Below are 17645 nucleotides of genomic sequence, written 5' to 3'. Positions count from 1 at the left end.
CCAAGTATTGGCCAAAAGGCGTTAGAACTGGCCATTTTGGAACCTAAAACTGGCCAACACCACATTCGACTATTTCCGGGCGCTGAAAAGTGCCCGGAAAGGCTTTAAGGAACAAAAAGTGAATGCGATGGCTTTCAGGGGTTTGTTTGTTGGTGTCAACCGTTATCAGTCGCCCAAGATCCGTGACTTGTCATGCGCGGCCCGCGACGCGACCGCGCTCGAAGCGATGTTCGCCGATACCCTCGGCGGCCCGACCGTTCTCGTGACTGATCAGGAGGCCACCCTCTCCAGGATCGAGACAGAACTCGAAACGCTCTCCCAATGCGACGCGGACGACACGGTGGTGATCGCCTTCTCCGGTCATGGTTCGGAGAAGGCGGTGTGATGACGACCACGCATCTCATAGGCGTCGATACCGAATTTTGCGGGCCTTTCCGCTCGGCGAAAGTTTCTGTGAAATTGCTGCGTGGAGTAGCGGCATGGTCGAAGGCGCGTGGCGCTCGCCAAATCCTCGTTCATGTGAGTACTGGCTACGCTCTCAAGCAAACAGATCGGCTGATCCGCGCAGGCGGTGGGATATGTATTGGTGGGAGCTATTTGGTCAAATGCAGCTAAGGATGGTTGTCCTTCGCGTCAAACCCCGGAAAGTCCCAGCTCCCGATGGCCCAAAATCGGGGTGCATTTCAATTTTGCACCGCCACCAAGGATTGCGGATGAATTCGCTCAGTCTTCCTTGGATCGTCGGGCCGGTGCCGATTATGCTGACGGCATGGTCCGCCATTGTTTTCGGAAGAACTGTAAGCTCTAGGCGTGCGCTCAAGATCGGGAGCGGAAATATCGCCTCTTCATTCGTACTATCTTTGGGATTGTCTTCAATCATTTTCCAGAGGTTATATCCTGAAGGTGGGTTTATAGTATTCATACTTAGCCAGCTTTTCTCGTCAGTATTCTGCTGTATTATTACAAATACTGTAAATTATTTCAGCAACAATGACGCGGATTTTCCGCGAAAGGATTTATCATGGATGACGTCCATAAAGGTTATACTTGTTGGCGCTATTACTTTTTTTCTGTTTAACATAGTTTATTTTTTGCTGTCTGGTAATAAGTGTAACGGCCAAAGATGCTATGCGTTTGAGTACTTATTTGGAAGAAATGATAAGATATTTTCCTCACTGTACATAGGATACTTCGCTCCCACTGTATTTCTGACGATATCCATATTTGTATTTTGGGAAGCGGTGAAAAAATTTCACCTGTATTTACGCGCGCGATAGGCAGCCAATAATAAGAGGATATTATGGCTACGAACAATAGCGCCGCCACTCCGAGATGCTCGGCGGGTCGGCGACCGTAAATCGCCACCAAATCGACCTATACAATTAGGGACGGAGCATGCCCAAGGTTTAACAGGCAATCTATGGTTTCCTGATCCCAGCCTTCTTGCTTCAGCCACTCATTCAGTTCGTCTACGGTATCAAAAACAGGACTGATGGGGCTGCCCTCACTAACGTTTTCATAGACTTGATACGAGGTGAGAGAGGCAGGATCGGCATAATAGAGCGGCTCCAGGTGGCCACCGACCATCAACTCGCCATCCTCATCGACTGGGTGCCTAAATCCGGGTGGAACTCGAACGATTTGTGTCCCCATTTTACCTTCCATTCAGAACAATGATTTGTGCGTAACCTGACCAATAGACATACGTCTAATTGATAGTTCTACCGCGTCACATGCAAAACGATATAGCTCGCTGTTGAACCTACCAGGATACTCCAGAAAAGGTGCATGTCCCGTCGCGGCATACCACGATGCTGTCGCTTGAGGGTACAATGCCAGAAGGTGCCGCCCCATCGCCGGCAGGATCACGGTGTCTTCTTGGCCATGGGTTACAAGGACAGGCACGGCAAGTGCTGTCAGTACATCATCGGAATCGACCTCCCGGGCCAGCAGGGCAGCCCGAATCTTCGCTGGCACGGCCATGTTCCAGCAAATTGCCGTTTCGAAGACCTCGGAAGGCAGTTGCGAATAAGTGCACCCGCGCACGAAATTGCGGATTGCTTCGATATTGCCGGGCAGGTCTTCGCCGGTGGCACCGATGACGTGGTCGAGGAAGCCCGGGCCGATCAAGGTGCCGAGCGCCGCCTTATTCATCGTCGTTGCCGCGCCGACGAAGTTGATGCCCGCAACATGGGCAATACCGTGGGCGCGGAGATAGTCGCAAATAATGAAGCCGGCGTAGGACCAGCCCACAAGAACCGGACTGCCAAGGTCGAGTTGATCTATGACGGCGGCGATATCGTCTGCCCAAAGCTGCGGTTCAGTATAATGCTCGGCCTCAAGGGGAGCGTCCGACATGCCGTGACCGCGGAGGTCCAAGGCTACCAGGCGAAAATCCTCCGCAAGCGTACTTTCATACTGGTTTTTCCAGCAGAGATGGTTTTGTGACCACCCGTGGATGAAGAGGATCGACGGCGCATCTTCTTTTCCCCACTCGCGAACATGCAGTCGCAATCCGGCGCCGCCCGTTACATTGTGAACCTTCATCGTCGTCCCTCCTTGTCAGCATCGCAAACTGTCGGAAGCATTCTATTCTGCGCGCGTGAGAAAGAATGTGGAAGGAACCGTTGAAAATGCGGGGCCAATCGTTGAAAGCGCGCAGCAGCAGCTACGCTGTTTCGGCGACGAAGCGCGTTACCTCACGAATAAACTGCTCAAAGGCGGGTTCGTTGGCGAGGAGAATGTGATTGGCGCTGTCGAGATCGACAAATCGAGCTCCAGGGATGCCGGTTGCGAACTCCCTTCCGGACTGAAAGGGAACGACGGCGTCTTTTCTTGCGTGCAAGACGAGCGTCGGAATCGTCACCTGCGACAGGACATCCGAAACGTCGATCTCTCCGAATGCCTCGTGCAGGCGACCTGCGTTGATGGGCGACACCGAAATGCGCTGCAGTTCGTCAAACCAATCCATTTGCACCTGATCCGCCCCTGGAATGAACATTGCGGTGAACAGATGCCGGAAAACCGGATTATTCTGCCCCCATCCTTCCCGGATCAATGCTGTCATTGCCTCATGGGTGGCGACCTCATGGCTGTCACTTCGTTTGCGCCAGCCTTTTACAAATCCTCCGTATAGGATGAGCCCCGAAACTCGTTCAGGATGGCGGACGGCGTAGGCAACGGAGACAGCGCAGCTTTGCGATACACCGAGAAGCGTGAACCGGTCGAGGCCCGCCGCATCGACCACGCTCTCCAAGTCCGCAATCATCGCCTTGAACGAAATTTCCTCGGCAACCCAGTCCGAAAGACCGTTACCGCGTTCGTCATAGCGTATGAGCTTCGTTTTCTCCGAAAGGGCGTCGATCCAATGCCTCCACACCGGACTTTCCCAATCATATTGCAGATGTGACATCCAGTGTGCGGCTCGCACGATCGGCGATCCCTGCCCACACACCGCGTAGGCAATTGTTACCCCGTCGGTGGTTTTGCAGAAGCGAATTTCCTGCGATCTCTTGCTGGGGGTCACCGGTGGCGACGGGACAGCCGTTTCAAAAGTCGCAGAGACCGAAGGCTCTGACCACCGCCCAGGAAGACCGACGGCGGCAATCTCTTCGGTAAGGCGATCGAGCACCAGGGAATAAGCATTTGCTCGCTCGGGGCTGTCTTGAAGGCGTCGAATGAGGGCGCGCAGAATTGCCATGTGTGCCCGAAGCGCCCTATCTCGGTGGTACAGCCGCCACGCTTCAAAGTTTGGGCAATGCTGCAGGCAGAGGCCTTCGAGGAATTCACCGCGAAATGTCGTGGCAAGCGATTCCAATGTCTCCGTATCCAAGACGTCGAGGTCAGCGGGTCGAAGGCAAGCTAGGCCATTGAAGTCCACCTCGACCGTCTGGGGGCTGAGGAGAACGGAATTGTGGTCCGCATGCAGACGCACATGACCTTCCGTATTCACGATTGGCCTGAGTTTGTGGAGGCTCCACCTCAGCGAAGCACGAGGGTCGTCTGGAACTTCCCAGAACATCTTGCAAAGATGCTCGCGGCGCTGAGGTCTTCCGACAACGGCCAAATAGGCAAGAAGAGCGCGGGTTTTCTTCGACTGCGGCAGAGGCAGAAGCTGTCCCTGCCGCGTGACATTGAGTTCGCCCAATACCTTGATGGTGAGCTGGCCAACCATGATGCACTGACCCGACGGAGTGTTCAGCCGAGAGCTTAGAGCAATGCAGCTCAAGATGAAATCGGCTTACCGTTAGGTGAGCCTCGAGAGCTCTGAAACTGGTCTTTCGTCAGGTATCGACATCGTAGCGCTTTGGCCGACCTGGTCGCGGCCTTACGATCCGGCCGGCGCCGCATCGTTCTCTGCTAAAATGGCCTTGCTGGTTGTCATGCTCCCGCGACTCGCCAGTGTCTTCTGACGATTGCCTTCGGGCGTATTCTTCGGCCGCCGCAAATTGGGAAATCGCCTCGCGATTGCCAGGCCCGCCGTCTGCCAGCATGTCCGCTACCAATCTGACGATTTGCGGGACGGCAACGCTCGTTCCGCTCATGGCGACCGCAGACCCGCTTCTCGAGCCGGCCCCGAGAATGCCGTTGTGAACCCGTGAATCGTCGCTGACGCACGCCGCATCAGGCCCGACCCGATGAGTGTGCTTATGGCGGGTTGGTGCGACTGGACCGCCGGCTGCATATTTTGGCGGTCTGAGGTCCTTCTGCTGGACCCCGCCGACCACGATTGTTTCCTGTCCGGTAGCGATGGCGTTTATGAGGCCGCCTCGCCTGACGATACAGGGATTGCGCTCGTCATCCACGTCTACCACGTCGCCAGTGACAGGATTGAACCGACGATAGCAGTCTGCCTCGAAGTAGGATTGCCGACCACGGCGCGAATATCCGTAGATCACGTCGTCCCATTGAATCCATGCTTCCAGCTCCTGTCCCGGGCGCAGGCTGGAGTTCGTGATGATGACCTTCCAAGCCCCTGCCGGCGCCGTTGCGCCGCTTGTCGCGGGGTTGTCGAGGGGTCGCAAGCGCGCCGTGGGTTGCAGCGAGATAATAAAAACACCCCGTTCCGTGGGAGACGAACGAAAGGCGTAGTGCGCGCACCCGACGACCTCGCCGTTCGAGACTAGCTGGACTCCCGAGCCCACCTCTTCCTTGAGGGGCGGACTCCGCAGCCCAGACGGTGTTTCGACGGATATCGTCACCCGGCTCGGGTCCCGCTGCTTTCGTGGATCATGCGGCAACCAGATTTCCATCTGCGTTGGCGTACTATCATCGGGCTGAACGTGCCACTTGAGAGTCACCGGTTCGCGGGTTCCATTGAATTTAACCGCGACGTGGCATCGCGAAAGATTTGCATTGCCAGCGGGCAAAACAATGCGCAGCGGTGCGTCCCGCTTAGTAACAAAGTCGTCGAGAGCTTGCTCGAGATCGAGAGTACCGTCGTGCGGTCCCGCGAGCATGCCATAGCTGAAATTGATGACAACCGGCAACGGCCGCCATGAGCCGTCGGGCAACAGCCCCTTTCCTGCCAGGCGATCCGCTCGATCGAGGATGTATCTGATCGCGGCCGTCGCAAATGTTTTGAGGTTGGAACCGGAGGTATCCGCTGTCACCGAAACCGGAAGCTGAACGGCGATGATCGGGCGGTTCATGGGCGCGTCGACTGGGTCGTAGCCGGCCGCCTGATCGAGTACATGGGTGCCGTGCGACAATTGCCAGGCGGCAGCCTTGTGGTCGGGATCGCGAAAGTCGATTAGACCTGCCTCTCGATAGAGCCCCTCCTCGTCAACCAGCCCAGCTTGGTCGTAAGCCTCCAAGAGTTTGTCGATACCCCTGTGCGGCGGCCGATCGAGTTTACATATCTCGCTTCCGAAATCGACGGTTGAACCGTCATTGTCAAAAATGCCGTCCTGACGCCAGACATATTGAACACGCGAGCTGCCGTCAGCGAGGCGAAACCGCTCATGGGCAAAAGCGATCCCATCATCGATGATACCAATAACAACTGTGCCCTCCGGCCAGTGGCCAGGGGAGACGACCGGTAGACGAACAGGTTTCGATGCCGGAACGCGGCGCTTCCAATGATTGGGCAGCGATTTCCGATTGAGAGGCAGGCTAAAGTCGATCTGTTTCGCAGTCTTGCGAATTTGGCCGAATGGCCCCTCCCCCCGTGCTAGGTCTTCGAACACAGCTTTTCTCACGAACGCGACCATGTGTTGGTCCTCTTTCGCATCATGATAGAGAGACGGTACGAAGACTCCACTTTCCCACCCGCCTTGCTGAGCATCGACCCTATGAAAGGACTTCATCATTTCGACCATGGATGTGTCGAGCGGACCGATCGTACAGGGGATCAAGACGTTATCGTCGCCCCGCGAAAAATCACGGAAGCCAGGCCCGAGAACCCAATCGGCGCTGGGATCTATCCCTTCGATTCGGCAATAGCTGTGTTCAAGGTCAGTTTTTCGCCATTCCATGATCGCTTCTCCCTCACTGCTGGGTTGGGTCAAGGGCAATCAAGACCACTCGGCCAGCGCCTTTTCCCACAGCCAAGTGAGGATAGGAGAGACGGCACCAAGTTTGTGACGGCCCAGCTCCGCGGCGCATGGAGACCTCGCATCCGGAGCAATTTGCCGCTGCCGCTGAACGTCGTACCATCCCGCCCAATTGAAATCGGCATCTTCCGGATAGGCTTCGCCGTCGAAGGACCAGGCATAGAAGTCGGCCTCCCCGCTAAACCGGCGGCAGAAATATTCGCCTAAGGTCAAACCCAGGAGCGCACCCGCCGCACTGTCGACTGGAAAGTGCACGCCGGCTACCTGCCGATTAACAGCGACCCGTGCCGCCTGCCGAAGCAGTTGAACGGCATAAATGTCCTGCTCGTAGACGGGATTGGGCGAAGCCCGGAGAAGCTGCACCAGTACAATGGCCATTGCAAAGGACTCAGTTGAGTGGCCGCTGGGCAGACTGCCGTGTTCCGGCGTAAGAATCATTGGCTGTATCTGTGGCGAGTATTCCATTGGCCGTCGGCAAGCGAGTGCGTGCTTCATGCGAAATTCGACAAACTGAGCGAGCCGGAAGACGGCGCCTAGAAGTTCAAGCGTCCAACGCGCACGGTTTGGGGCCATATATGCGACGGAAGCCAGGAAGGCGGTCGGCCCATCGCGCTGCGCCAGAATTTCAGTAACCCGATCTGCCCGTAAATCGGCATAGTTCGCAACAAGCTGAAGTTGGCCAAGGAAAACTTTCTCAGTAGGTCGGACCATTCTGACGAGCGGGCGATAGCGAACGTTTGGCACGGCGTCGTCCGGGTCATGTGCAACCTCCAAATGCCAGACATTCATGCTTCCCGCAGGATCACCCATCCCTTGAGAGAAGCCAATGCGGGAATGAAGCTCGAAGTCGACGACCTGTTCTCGCCGTTCCTGAGCCCATCTGGTCATGTTGGCAACGTCATCAAGATCCAGTTCCTGGGGCACCGCTTCAGGCCGGCGAAAATTGCCGACAATTCCGTCGCGATTGTTTATCAGCGCGTCAGCGACCAGCGGCGCGTCCGTTCCAAAGAAGACATCGTCCTCTGTGCCGTGCCCGCCATGGCCACCATGACCGCCGTGCCCACCATGCCCCCCCTGCGATGCCTGCGGTGATATGTTGCTCATTTGCCTATCCCCCTATTGATGCATCCCCTATTGCGGCACTCCAGCTTTCAGCAGCACATCGGCGATCAACTTGCCGATTGAGAAAGCTGCGCTTGGCGTACGCCTCAGGTATCCGCCAACCGTAAAACCGGGCTCCAGAGTTAGGAGCTGTCGCGCGGATTCGCGCGCGTCCTCGTGCATGCCGAGCTGCCACTGTGCGACGATGAGAACCCGCCAAGTCGAGGTGTGCATCCGGTTCGCGCGCAGAGACCGCTGCGCAAGATTCAAGGCGCGAGCGTAATTGCCCGCCGTGAGATTCGCTGACGCGACCAGCGAATCGTAGAAAAACCGGTGCAGATCGAGAGGGGACAGCAGCAGCGCGAGCTCGGTATCCCTCACGGCTTGGTCTCCCTCGTCGCAAAAGGCGTGCATCATTCCTCTTAGCAAGAGGGCCAGCGAGTCACTCGGATTGGCCTGGATCGCAAGGTTGTAACGTTCCCGCGCAATATCGAAACGCCTAAGGAGATTCGTGTGCACAAAGCCATCGACCGCGAGGGCGAGCGAAAAATCGGGATCGGAATCGAGAGCCCGTTTTGTCAGCTCGAGCGCTCGGTGCGCATCATCCATGACGTTGTCGGACCAGCCTTGCTGCACGCGCAGCACATGCCACTTCGCCAACCATGCTTGCGCGAGTGGTTGATACGATCCACGTTCCAAGATCGCTTCCAGCATTTTGCGGGCATCGTTGAAGTCGCCAAACCTCAGGCGATGCATTGACACAATGGCGCCCATAAGAAGGGCGTAGCTCTCAAGCGTCGGAAGCGGCTGCGAGCGTGTACGCCGCAGTTCGCGTGCCATGATCGCATTGCTGATCTCGGCAACCGTGTGACCAACGATTTCCTGATCGCCCTCGAGAATTCCTATGATCCGCTCCGTCAGGCGGTTCTCCCAAACGATTTGCCCTGTCTTTGTGTCTGCCAGCTCTGCATCCAGGCATACGCTGTCGCCGGTCACCCGGCAGACGCCGGAGACGGCATAGTTGGCGTGCAGGTGCAGTCTCACCTCATCGAGATCCAGTTTGCGTCCGGCGAAAGCGGTCGTTGAGAGCCGTGAAATAACGTTGAGCTCTTGCATACGACACAACGCCCGGATGATCTCGTCGGCCAAGACCTCCCCCAGAATCCCGTGTTCCTCGGCTTCGCCCCGGACGGCGAAAGGGATGACAGCGAGGGTTGGGCGCAATTCGCCCAACGACCAATGGGACTGGACCACGGGATGGGCTCCCGGCTGTCCAATTCTAAAGGCGCGTACGGGGGCTTCGATGTTCTTGAGATAGCACTCGCCCAGGTCCTCAATGTCGGCATCGAGGAGAGGCGTCAATTGTCCCCGCGCACGCTCAGAGATGACGATTTCGCCCGGACCGGCGAGGCCCATGAGCCTGGCGGCGAGGTTCACGCCGCGCCCGTAGAGATCTTGGTGCGATATGATCACATCGCCGACGTCGATGCCGGCGCGCAGCAGTATCTGGGAATCGGGCGGCTGTTCGGCGTTGTCGCGAGCACTTGCGTTCTGGATCTCGAATGCTGCCGACGCTGCCGCCTGCATATTTTCGAATTCAAGAAGCATTCCGTCGCCGAGATGCTTGACGACGCGCCCCCCCGATCCAGGCAGAATGGAGTTCTCGATGCTGTCCACCATGCCGAGCCAACGCACGATGGTCCCTTCTTCATCATGTTCAATGAGACGAACGGAATCGACGACATCAATGAATAGAATCGCTCGGGACGCGTGCCCCAACTCGCCTATGTTCATGTCGCTGGCCTTTTCAGAAGGGTATATGCAAAATGCACATACTTGCTTTTCCGAGAATCCAGATACGGATGAGATTAAGAGCGCCGGACGCTGAGTACCCTAAAAAAGTGTACCCAACATGCCGTGGCATTGATATCACCCAAGACGTACCATCTTTGGGCTAGGTAATACCTGAGATGCGGCGTTACCTTCGAAGAGGTATGTACTTACCGAGGGGCGGCGGAAGCGACAGGCAGGCGTTCTGCGCCGAAATGCCCGATTTCCGTCACGAAACCGGCGGGAAATCATCCGTTTTCACTGAAATTGTTGCCACGGTGACATCAGGTCCGCCGTGCCCTCCAAGTTGTTCTGCGTGAGTGTCCGGCCTTTCGACTCATTCTCTCGCCAAACCGGCCGGCAGGCCTTGGCGATAGCAATCCAGTCGCGCGGGGGCACCGTCTTGAAAATCAGCAGCGACATCAAAAGCATTCAATATCTGCGCGCCATCGCAGCGATCTCCGTTCTCTGCTTCCATGTCAGCGACGCATATGGACTGGAATTCAGGGTCGGAGCGGCGGGGGTCGATATATTCTTCGTCATCAGCGGCTTTATCATGTGGGTCACGACCGAGGGAAAACCGGTCGGTCCGCAAGAGTTCATGGTGCGCCGGCTATTCAGAATAGTGCCGCTTTACTGGATTGCGACGGTGGCGACATTCGTCATGGCCGTGTTGAAACCGCAGTTCTTCTTCAACATGGACACGACGGTCGGGAATTTGATCGGCTCGCTGCTTTTCCTGCCCGTCATGAAGGGCGAAGCAATGCATCCGATCGTCGAGCAAGGATGGACCCTATCCTACGAGATGTTCTTCTATCTCATCTTTTCCATTTCGCTACTTCTGCCGGAGTTCAGGCGGCCATGGTTCCTCATGGCGGCTCTGGTGACCGTCGTCATGGCGCATTACCTGCTGCCGCTCGGCTATCTCAGTGTTTTCACAGAGCCGGTCATCCTCGAATTTGCGGCCGGCATCGTCATTGGGCGCCTGTGGAAGCAGGGCTTTCGCCTGTCTTTTCACGCCTCTATCGGCTTGATGGTCGTCGGATTCGTATTGCTGCTGGCAAGTGACCTGATGCCCCATGTCGACCGCGCGGTTCGCTGGGGCATACCGGCGGTGCTGCTGTTGTCGGGCGCTGTTTTCGCCGAACGGGAGCGCGGTGTTCCCAAACTTTCGTTCCTGCATTTCCTGGGGGACGCCTCTTATTCCATCTACATTTGGCACGTACTTACCGGCGTCCTGGTCACGGCGCTGCTGTTGCGCATCGGGGTGCGACACGCCGCACAGCCTGTATTCCTTGCATTGGGTTCGCTGGCCTTTGCGATCGTTTGCTACCTGTTCATAGAGCGTCCGATACTCCGAAAGATGCGACCGTCACGCCCGCAGCCGGCATATCGCGGCTGACGCATAGGGCCGGATCGGGGCTGTCTGAGGCGTATCAAGCGCGCGAAACATAGGAGTGAACGCTTATGGTTGGGCCGTGCGGTGCTCGTTGCGCGCGGCACTCCACACCTCGCGTGCAGCGTCCGCATTCATCGCGGCGATCGCCAACCCCACGATGAGGTCGGGCCAAGCCGAATGCCAGACGAAGGCGGTCATAAGACCGGCTGCGATGATGGCGATGTTTGCGAGAGCATCATTGCGGGCGGACAGAAACGCCGCGCGTGTAAGGCTGCCGCTATGGTGACGGTAGCGGGTGAGCATCAACGCGCAGGAAAGGTTGACGACAAGCGCACCCAGGCCCGTCAACGTCAGCGGCAGCGGATCGGGTGCGACAGGGGTCATGAACTTCTGCCAGGCAGTCCACACCGTGGCGAGACCGGGCACGAGCAATATGCCGGCCAGCGCCATGCCTACGCGAGCACGGTTGCGTGCACTCCAGCCGAGCGCAACGGCGATCAGCAGGTTGATGGAAGCGTCCTCAAGGAAGTCGACGCTGTCGGCAAACAGGGACACCGAACCGATCGACAGCGCGACCAGAAACTCAATCCCGAAATAACCGAGGTTCAGGAGGGCCACCTGCCTTACCACGCGCTTCACACCTTCGCCCATCAACACGGTCATCGTCACTCCTTCTGCTCTGTTGACCTGGAAGCGTTGCTCCGCATCTCCTCATGCACCTCGAACAGCGCGCAACTAGAATAGCCACTCTATGTTACATAGGCTTCTCAGAAATCGCTCATTCTCCCACCCGAAAAGCTGCGACAGAGCGCACGACCCGTGGCATAAGGCGCCAAAACTTTCTTCGGGCCTCGCGTAGACATGATTCGTATCGAGAATATCAGCAAGCAGAACAGCCATCGCATCCTCTTCATCGAGGCATCCGCTGCGCTCAACAGGGGCGACAGCGTCGGGCTCGTCGGCCCGAACGGCGCGGGCAAGACGACGCTGTTCCGGATGATCACGGGACAGGAGCAGCCCGATGAAGGGCAGGTTTCCGTCGATAAGGGCGTGACCATCGGCTACTTCAATCAGGATGTCGGCGAAATGGCTGGCCGCAGCGCCGTCTCCGAAGTGATGGAAGGCGCCGGCCCCGTCAGTGCGGTTGCCGCCGAGCTGCGCGAGCTGGAAGCCGCGATGATCGATCCAGATCAGGCCGATAAGATGGACGAGATTATCGAGCGCTATGGCGAAGTGCAGGCTCGTTATGAGGAACTGGACGGTTACGCCCTCGAAGGGCGTGCGCGCGAAGTGCTGGCGGGCCTGAGCTTCAGCCAGGAGATGATGGACGGCGACGTCGGCGCACTGTCGGGCGGCTGGAAAATGCGCGTGGCGCTTGCCCGCATTCTCCTCATGCGCCCCGATGTCATGCTCCTCGACGAGCCGAGCAACCATCTGGATCTGGAAAGCCTCATCTGGCTGGAAGAATTCCTGAAAGGTTATGAAGGCGCCTTGCTGATGACCTCGCACGACCGCGAGTTCATGAACCGCATCGTCACCAAGATCATCGAGATCGATGGCGGCTCGTTGAGCAGTTATTCCGGCGACTATGCATTCTACGAACAGCAGCGGGCGCAGAACGAAAAGCAACAGCAGGCCCAGTTCGAACGCCAGCAGGCAATGCTTGCCAAGGAAATCAAATTCATCGAACGCTTCAAGGCGCGTGCCTCGCATGCCTCGCAGGTGCAGAGCCGCGTGAAGAAGCTGGAGAAGATCGATCGGGTGGAGCCGCCGAAACGGCGCCAGACCGTCGCCTTCGAATTCCAGCCGGCGCCGCGCTCTGGCGAAGACGTGGTCAACCTGAAGAGCGTTCACAAGAAGTATGGCAGCCGCATCATTTATGAAGGACTGGACTTCATGGTGCGGCGAAGGGAGCGCTGGTGCATCATGGGCATCAACGGCGCCGGCAAGTCCACCTTGCTGAAGCTGGTGGCGGGCTCGACGCAGCCGGATGGCGGCAGCGTCGCTCTGGGCGCCAGCGTGCAGATGGGATATTTCGCTCAGCACGCCATGGACCTCCTTGACGGCGAGCGCACCGTCTTCCAGTCGCTGGAACACGAGTTTCCCCAGGCGGGACAGGGCTCATTGCGCGCACTGGCGGGATGTTTCGGTTTCTCCGGCGATGATGTCGAGAAGAAGTGCCGGGTACTGTCAGGCGGCGAGAAGGCGCGGCTCGTCATGGCGATGATGCTTTTCGATCCGCCAAATCTCCTCGTGCTGGACGAGCCGACGAACCATTTGGACCTCGACACCAAGGAAATGTTGATCAAGGCCCTGTCGCAATATGAGGGCACCATGCTGTTCGTTTCGCACGACCGGCATTTCCTGGCCGCTTTGTCCAACCGCGTGCTGGAATTGACGCCCGAGGGTATTCACCAATATGGCGGCGGCTACACCGAATATGTGGCACGCACCGGCCATGAGGCTCCGGGTCTTCGGAGCTGAGCCTCAGCGTACGCTGACGGGGGACGCCGTTGCATCGTTGATCACGGCAACGGGCGTGGTCCTGCCGCGGACCCGGATTTCGATGCGCCGGCGGGATTCTACGGCACCCGCCTGCCCTGCCGTGATCGTATCGCCCGGCAGGATCAGTTGGGCGGCCGACATCGGCAAGATGGTGACGTTCTTCAGCTTCGGATTGGCCTTGAGGACATTGGCGACCGCGACGGCGCGCGCCAACCCCAGCCCGGCATTATCAGCAGGCTCGACAGCCGATATCGGCAGTTTGCCATCCATTGCCCCGATCAGCGTATCGTCGAGGTTCGAGCTTGGCCGCGATACGCGCTGCTCGTCCGTGTGGCCGATCACCTCGACAATATCGGCATCGTAGAGGCTGAGATTGCTGGCAATCTCATTCGAGATTGTGGTGTCGAGCATGCGTTCAAAAGTCTTGGTCAATTCGGCGCTGCCCGACTGGAAATAATTCTTCTTGGCGTCGTCAAGATTGATGATCGGCGGCCAATCATGAGCGCCTTTTCCGCCGCCCTCTCCCGCCAGCAGCTTGCTCACCTCGTCGGGCGCCTTGGCGAGATCGACGCCATGCTGCTTCAGCACGTCAGCGATTTTGGCGAGCTCCTGCAGATCCTCCGGCTTCGTACCATCGGCGCTCATGCTGTCCAGCGTCTCGCGCGCCTGGACCAGTTCACGCCATTCCTTTTCTAGCGTCGCGCGGTCGTCCGCCGATAGGTCGCCGGAAATCAGCTTCAATTGCAGTTGCACGATGCGCGCCGCCTGCTCGGATTGTTTCTTTTCCAGGAGCACAAGCCGTTGCTCGGCATCTTTCAATTTCCGCTCGGCCTCATAACGATGGTTCCTCTCCGCGGAAATCATGGCGGCAGCGACCAGAAGCAGGCAGAAGACCAGCAGCAGCATGGATTCGGCCATGGTCAGGCCGAGAATGAGCCCGCGATTATAGCCCTTGTGTTCTAGCTTTGGCGCAGTGTCCGAGACGCGCATCACCATAGATGCCACCGTCGCTTACGCCTTGGCGGTTCGTTTTCATTGGCCGTGACCGCCGTTATCGCTCCGGAGAGCGTCTCATCGCCCATGGGTGCAACATGGGGATCGATCGGCTTGAGTTCCGGCGGAAACGATCGTCCCGGCAAATCCGCCATGCGGCTCAATGTCTGCTCGATATTCTTCAATGGCTGCAACTGCGCCTCGGCCATTTCCTTGATGGCGGCAATGGCCGGCGCCAGCTCGGCGCGGACGACGTCTTCGGGCGAGCGGATTTCCTCGAGCTTCTTGCCGACAGTTTCAACGGCCGTGCCGAATTTGCCGATGATGTCGGAAAGCTGCGATGTCGTTTCCGTCAGTTGCGCAGCCGCCTCGTTGATCGGCGTGACCGCCTGCTTCGCCAGGACTTCCAGGATCTTCTGAATTTCCTCGCCGCTGCGTTCCGCCTGGCGCCCGATCTCCTCGAAACCCTCCGACAGCATCTGGTTGCTGACGCGCCGGTAGTGGGAGAATTCGCGCGACGAAGAGTCGAGTTCCGAGCGCACGCGGCGTGTCATCTCCGCCAGCTCGTGGCGGACGCTGCGCTCGATATCGATCGGATCACGGCGCATCTGGTTGAAGAGAATGCGGAGCGTCACGCCGGCGATGGTGGAGGTGACGGCAATGCCGAAATTGCGGACGATCGTCTCGATCGAGGTCTCGCCGGCAAAGAGGTAGAGGGAGACGCCGAGGCTCGACAGGGTGAACAGAAATCCCATGTAGTAGAGATTGTCGCCCGCCTGCTCGTTGTGCAGGCGAAATCCGGCGAAAGCCACCGAGATCACGAAATAGACTGCCATCAGCAGCAGCGGCACGCCGGTCACGATCGGCAGCGGCCAACCGAGCAGCTTCGACGTCCAGATGAAAATCATGCCGCCGACGGTGACCAGCCCGAAGAGGACCATCGGCCCATAGTCGCGTATGGCCAGCCTCGCCTCAACATCGGCCATCAGCGTATCCCCTCCAATCGGACGAAGCCGTCGAAATAGCCATTATTGCTCTTGATCCACTGCGCCCAGAAATTTGCGAGCTCCTCCATAGTGAACTTCATGTTCGGCCTTTGAAAGGCGAGTATCCTGATCATGACACCATCCAGTGACGTCCGGAATTTATCACGCGCGGGGCTCTGCTGGAATTTCTGATAGGAGGCACCGTCGCGATAGTTCGAGAAGGCGTCGGTATGTTCAATCATGTCGGACGCGATGTAGAGATGTTTCGGTATGCCACCGGCAGTGCTCGCAAAGACTTCCAGATTGATCTTCTGGATGGCAGCCATGATCGGCGATTGCTTGCCCGCCTCCCCGACGCTCAGCTTACCGGCGATATCGGCAAGCGGCTTTGCGAAGCCTTTTTCCCAGCGCGCCTGCGCCAGGCGGGGATTGCTGGTCCATTCGTCGACACTGGCACCGCTTCCCGGATTGCAGCCATGGAAGGTCTGGATCAGTTCGCCCTCTTTCTCCGTCAAAGCATAGATGTCGATCGCGCCGCCGACGGGCACATCGGCGACGATTTTCTGGAACTGATTGCGCAGGTCGAGCGCCGTCGTGTCCGAGATCGGATCGGTGACATCGAGCAGGATCGCCGTTTCTGCCTTCGGGCCATCCACCGGGCAGAGCGAGGCCTGGTCGACCGCGACATTGCCGCTCGCCTTGTAGCGAAGCCAGCCATAGGCGCCGACAATACCGAGGGACAGAACGGCGAGGCAAACCGTCGCGATGATAAGGCCGGCCGAACTGCCGGCTCGGCTACGCCGCTTGCGTCGTGCCAATGATGCCCTCCGGGAAAAGATTATCGAGCTTGTGATATTTCTCGATGGCGCTTTCGAACTCGTCGCCGATCCGCTTGATCTGCTGGGTCAACTCGGCCTGCGCGCTCTGAATGCGCTCGCCGAGCACCTTGTCGTCCCATTCCTCATCGGTGTGCAGAACCGGCGTCAGACGCTCCAACTGATAGCGGGATGTGAAATAAGCTGGCTCCGGCTCCGTCCGCGCACCTCTGTTGGCCTCGCGATAGATGGTGAGAAGCGTATTGGCCGTGCGCTCGAGATGATTTTGATGTTCGAGGAAGAGGCCCGCCGTTCTGGCGCGATGGGCGATGATGGCGGCGGTCTCCTGCCGGCGCATGCTGAGATCGCGGATGATCTCTTCGATCTTGCCATTGTGTTCGTCGCGGATATCCCGGAGATCGTCGATCAGATCGAGCTTGCGGTCGATGTAGTTGCTTCGCGCCGCATCGAGGCGTTTCTGCACGCCGGCAAACCCCGGATAGGGATCGGTCAGATAACAGCCGTCGATGAAGGCGATGAGCGAGAACATCAGGCCGACGGCAAAAAGCATCCAGGAATTCAGCTCCTGCAGACCCAGCGGCGCAGTCTTCAGCCGCTGCATGACCTCCGTGCCGGCGCCGGAGAGAATGGTTGCCGACACTTCGCGGTAGTGCGCCAGCGCGATGTTGATCGCGAGCGCCACGGCGACATAGGCGACCAGGCCGAGCAGACCAAGCAGCTTCAGGAAGAACGACCTGTGCACAAGGAAGCGCACGCAGAAGAAGGAAAACATCAGCGCCGCGCCGATGTTCAGGAAGGCGAAGGCCGCCGCCTCCGTAACACCGCCGACCATGCCCTGCGCGCTCCCCTTGGCAAGGAAGCTGCCGTTCATCACCATCTCGATGAGGATGAGAAAGATGATCAGCGCAACCTTGAAGGCCCAGGCGGCCTTGCTGGAGACCTTCGCCGCGCGCTGCAGCCTGTGCCGGGACTTGAAGTCGACCATCTCGTCCTCGGCAGTCTTCAGATTGCGACGCAGGCCGTGCAGCTCGTCGACGCCGCTTGCAACCTCTGCCTTGAAATCCGAAACGCTGGACGCATTCGCCTGCCGTATCAGCCCGAACTGACCTTCGAAATCGAGATTGCGCAAGCGGCTGTCGAAAGTCTGGAACTGGTCTTCCAGCACCTGATAGGAGCTTTTCTTTTCCGCCTCGACCCAAGCGATGACACGCTGCTCGGTCTCATCGAAAGACTGAGCGCTTTGCCCTGGCCGGTTGAGCCCGCCGTTGGCGGCGCCCTTCTCCTTCAGGCTGAGCGTCGTACTCAGCTTCTCAATATCGACAACAGGAAACACGTCGGTAGAGGCCTGAAAATCATGGCTAGTCTCCCGAACGGTCTCCCAGAGGCGGTTTAAGGCTTCGAAACGCAAAGATCTTCCTCGGCGACACGATCAACTTTAAAA

The 17645-nt window shown here is 58.1% G+C and carries 14 protein-coding genes; 3 read left to right on the top strand and 11 right to left on the bottom strand.

From position 1 onward, the window contains the following. Positions 1–127: 127 nt before the first annotated feature. The gene (locus C9E91_RS08405; RefSeq protein ID WP_245407465.1) at positions 128–385 is read left to right on the top strand and encodes a caspase family protein; all 258 of its coding nucleotides are present in this window, start codon (positions 128–130) and stop codon (positions 383–385) included. A 989-nt stretch (positions 386–1374) separates the two neighbouring features. Here the strand turns inward: C9E91_RS08405 and C9E91_RS08400 are convergent. From C9E91_RS08400 to C9E91_RS08370, 6 genes are all read right to left on the bottom strand, one after another. Beyond that, on the bottom strand, positions 1375–1653 hold the full coding sequence (locus C9E91_RS08400; RefSeq protein WP_107107840.1) for a hypothetical protein: 279 nt from the start codon (positions 1651–1653) through the stop codon (positions 1375–1377). Between the two features lie 12 nt (positions 1654–1665). Then, positions 1666–2547: an alpha/beta fold hydrolase gene (locus tag C9E91_RS08395; RefSeq protein WP_107107839.1), complete on the bottom strand. Its 882-nt coding sequence runs from the start codon at positions 2545–2547 to the stop codon at positions 1666–1668. A gap of 121 nt (positions 2548–2668) precedes the next feature. Then, a complete protein-coding gene (locus tag C9E91_RS19965; protein WP_245407453.1) occupies positions 2669–4174 on the bottom strand; it encodes a bifunctional AfsR/SARP family transcriptional regulator/alpha/beta hydrolase in 1506 nt (501 codons plus the stop codon). 109 nt (positions 4175–4283) lie between these two features. Beyond that, on the bottom strand, positions 4284–6476 hold the full coding sequence (locus C9E91_RS08380; protein WP_146143989.1) for a S8/S53 family peptidase: 2193 nt from the start codon (positions 6474–6476) through the stop codon (positions 4284–4286). A 39-nt stretch (positions 6477–6515) separates the two neighbouring features. Next, the gene (locus tag C9E91_RS08375) at positions 6516–7658 is read right to left on the bottom strand and encodes a phosphatase PAP2 family protein (RefSeq protein ID WP_107107836.1); all 1143 of its coding nucleotides are present in this window, start codon (positions 7656–7658) and stop codon (positions 6516–6518) included. Between the two features lie 27 nt (positions 7659–7685). Further along, the gene (locus C9E91_RS08370) at positions 7686–9449 is read right to left on the bottom strand and encodes an adenylate/guanylate cyclase domain-containing protein (protein WP_107107835.1); all 1764 of its coding nucleotides are present in this window, start codon (positions 9447–9449) and stop codon (positions 7686–7688) included. A gap of 439 nt (positions 9450–9888) precedes the next feature. Here C9E91_RS08370 and C9E91_RS08365 point away from each other — a divergent pair, with 439 nt between their 5' ends. Continuing rightward, the gene (locus tag C9E91_RS08365; RefSeq protein ID WP_245407452.1) at positions 9889–10887 is read left to right on the top strand and encodes an acyltransferase family protein; all 999 of its coding nucleotides are present in this window, start codon (positions 9889–9891) and stop codon (positions 10885–10887) included. 63 nt (positions 10888–10950) lie between these two features. Here C9E91_RS08365 and C9E91_RS08360 read toward each other — a convergent pair whose 3' ends face one another. Next, positions 10951–11547 carry a cation efflux transmembrane domain-containing protein gene (locus C9E91_RS08360; RefSeq protein WP_245407451.1) on the bottom strand — a complete coding sequence of 199 codons (597 nt, stop codon included), beginning with the start codon at positions 11545–11547 and terminating at the stop codon, positions 10951–10953. Positions 11548–11745: 198 nt separating this feature from the next. Between C9E91_RS08360 and C9E91_RS08355 the strand changes: the two genes are divergently transcribed. Next, positions 11746–13368 (top strand): ABC-F family ATP-binding cassette domain-containing protein, encoded by a 1623-nt coding sequence (locus C9E91_RS08355; protein WP_107107834.1) that lies wholly within the window; start codon positions 11746–11748, stop codon positions 13366–13368. 3 nt (positions 13369–13371) lie between these two features. Here C9E91_RS08355 and C9E91_RS08350 read toward each other — a convergent pair whose 3' ends face one another. From C9E91_RS08350 to C9E91_RS08335, 4 genes are read right to left on the bottom strand one after another with little or no spacing between them, the layout of a single operon-like run. Continuing rightward, positions 13372–14385 (bottom strand): OmpA family protein, encoded by a 1014-nt coding sequence (locus C9E91_RS08350; RefSeq protein ID WP_107107833.1) that lies wholly within the window; start codon positions 14383–14385, stop codon positions 13372–13374. Further along, positions 14379–15368 (bottom strand): hypothetical protein, encoded by a 990-nt coding sequence (locus C9E91_RS08345; protein WP_245407450.1) that lies wholly within the window; start codon positions 15366–15368, stop codon positions 14379–14381. The genes C9E91_RS08350 and C9E91_RS08345 overlap by 7 nt, the downstream gene beginning before the upstream one ends. After that, positions 15368–16186, bottom strand: a complete 819-nt coding sequence (locus C9E91_RS08340) for a hypothetical protein (RefSeq protein WP_107107832.1) — start codon at positions 16184–16186, stop codon at positions 15368–15370. The genes C9E91_RS08345 and C9E91_RS08340 overlap by 1 nt, the downstream gene beginning before the upstream one ends. Next, the gene (locus C9E91_RS08335; RefSeq protein WP_107107831.1) at positions 16164–17612 is read right to left on the bottom strand and encodes a hypothetical protein; all 1449 of its coding nucleotides are present in this window, start codon (positions 17610–17612) and stop codon (positions 16164–16166) included. Before C9E91_RS08335 ends, C9E91_RS08340 begins: the two co-directional genes overlap by 23 nt. Positions 17613–17645 lie beyond the last annotated feature (33 nt).

The organism is Rhizobium sp. SEMIA4064, from assembly GCF_003025035.1.
GTDB lineage: Bacteria > Pseudomonadota > Alphaproteobacteria > Rhizobiales > Rhizobiaceae > Rhizobium > Rhizobium paranaense.
Note: the sequence above shows the minus strand (reverse complement) of the source record. Positions and strands in the feature narration are given on the sequence as shown.

Bases quoted from the DNA above. Each gene is read 5' to 3' on its own strand.
- C9E91_RS08370 (WP_107107835.1), bottom strand. From the start codon at position 9,449: ATGAACATAGGCGAGTTGGGGCACGCGTCCCGAGCGATTCTATTCATT.
- C9E91_RS08350 (WP_107107833.1), bottom strand. From the start codon at position 14,385: ATGGTGATGCGCGTCTCGGACACTGCGCCAAAGCTAGAACACAAGGGC.
- C9E91_RS08405 (WP_245407465.1), top strand. From the start codon at position 128: ATGGCTTTCAGGGGTTTGTTTGTTGGTGTCAACCGTTATCAGTCGCCC.
- C9E91_RS19965 (WP_245407453.1), bottom strand. From the start codon at position 4,174: ATGGTTGGCCAGCTCACCATCAAGGTATTGGGCGAACTCAATGTCACG.
- C9E91_RS08345 (WP_245407450.1), bottom strand. From the start codon at position 15,368: ATGGCCGATGTTGAGGCGAGGCTGGCCATACGCGACTATGGGCCGATG.
- C9E91_RS08375 (WP_107107836.1), bottom strand. From the start codon at position 7,658: ATGAGCAACATATCACCGCAGGCATCGCAGGGGGGGCATGGTGGGCAC.
- C9E91_RS08380 (WP_146143989.1), bottom strand. From the start codon at position 6,476: ATGGAATGGCGAAAAACTGACCTTGAACACAGCTATTGCCGAATCGAA.
- C9E91_RS08355 (WP_107107834.1), top strand. From the start codon at position 11,746: ATGATTCGTATCGAGAATATCAGCAAGCAGAACAGCCATCGCATCCTC.
- C9E91_RS08395 (WP_107107839.1), bottom strand. From the start codon at position 2,547: ATGAAGGTTCACAATGTAACGGGCGGCGCCGGATTGCGACTGCATGTT.
- C9E91_RS08360 (WP_245407451.1), bottom strand. From the start codon at position 11,547: ATGACCGTGTTGATGGGCGAAGGTGTGAAGCGCGTGGTAAGGCAGGTG.
- C9E91_RS08400 (WP_107107840.1), bottom strand. From the start codon at position 1,653: ATGGGGACACAAATCGTTCGAGTTCCACCCGGATTTAGGCACCCAGTC.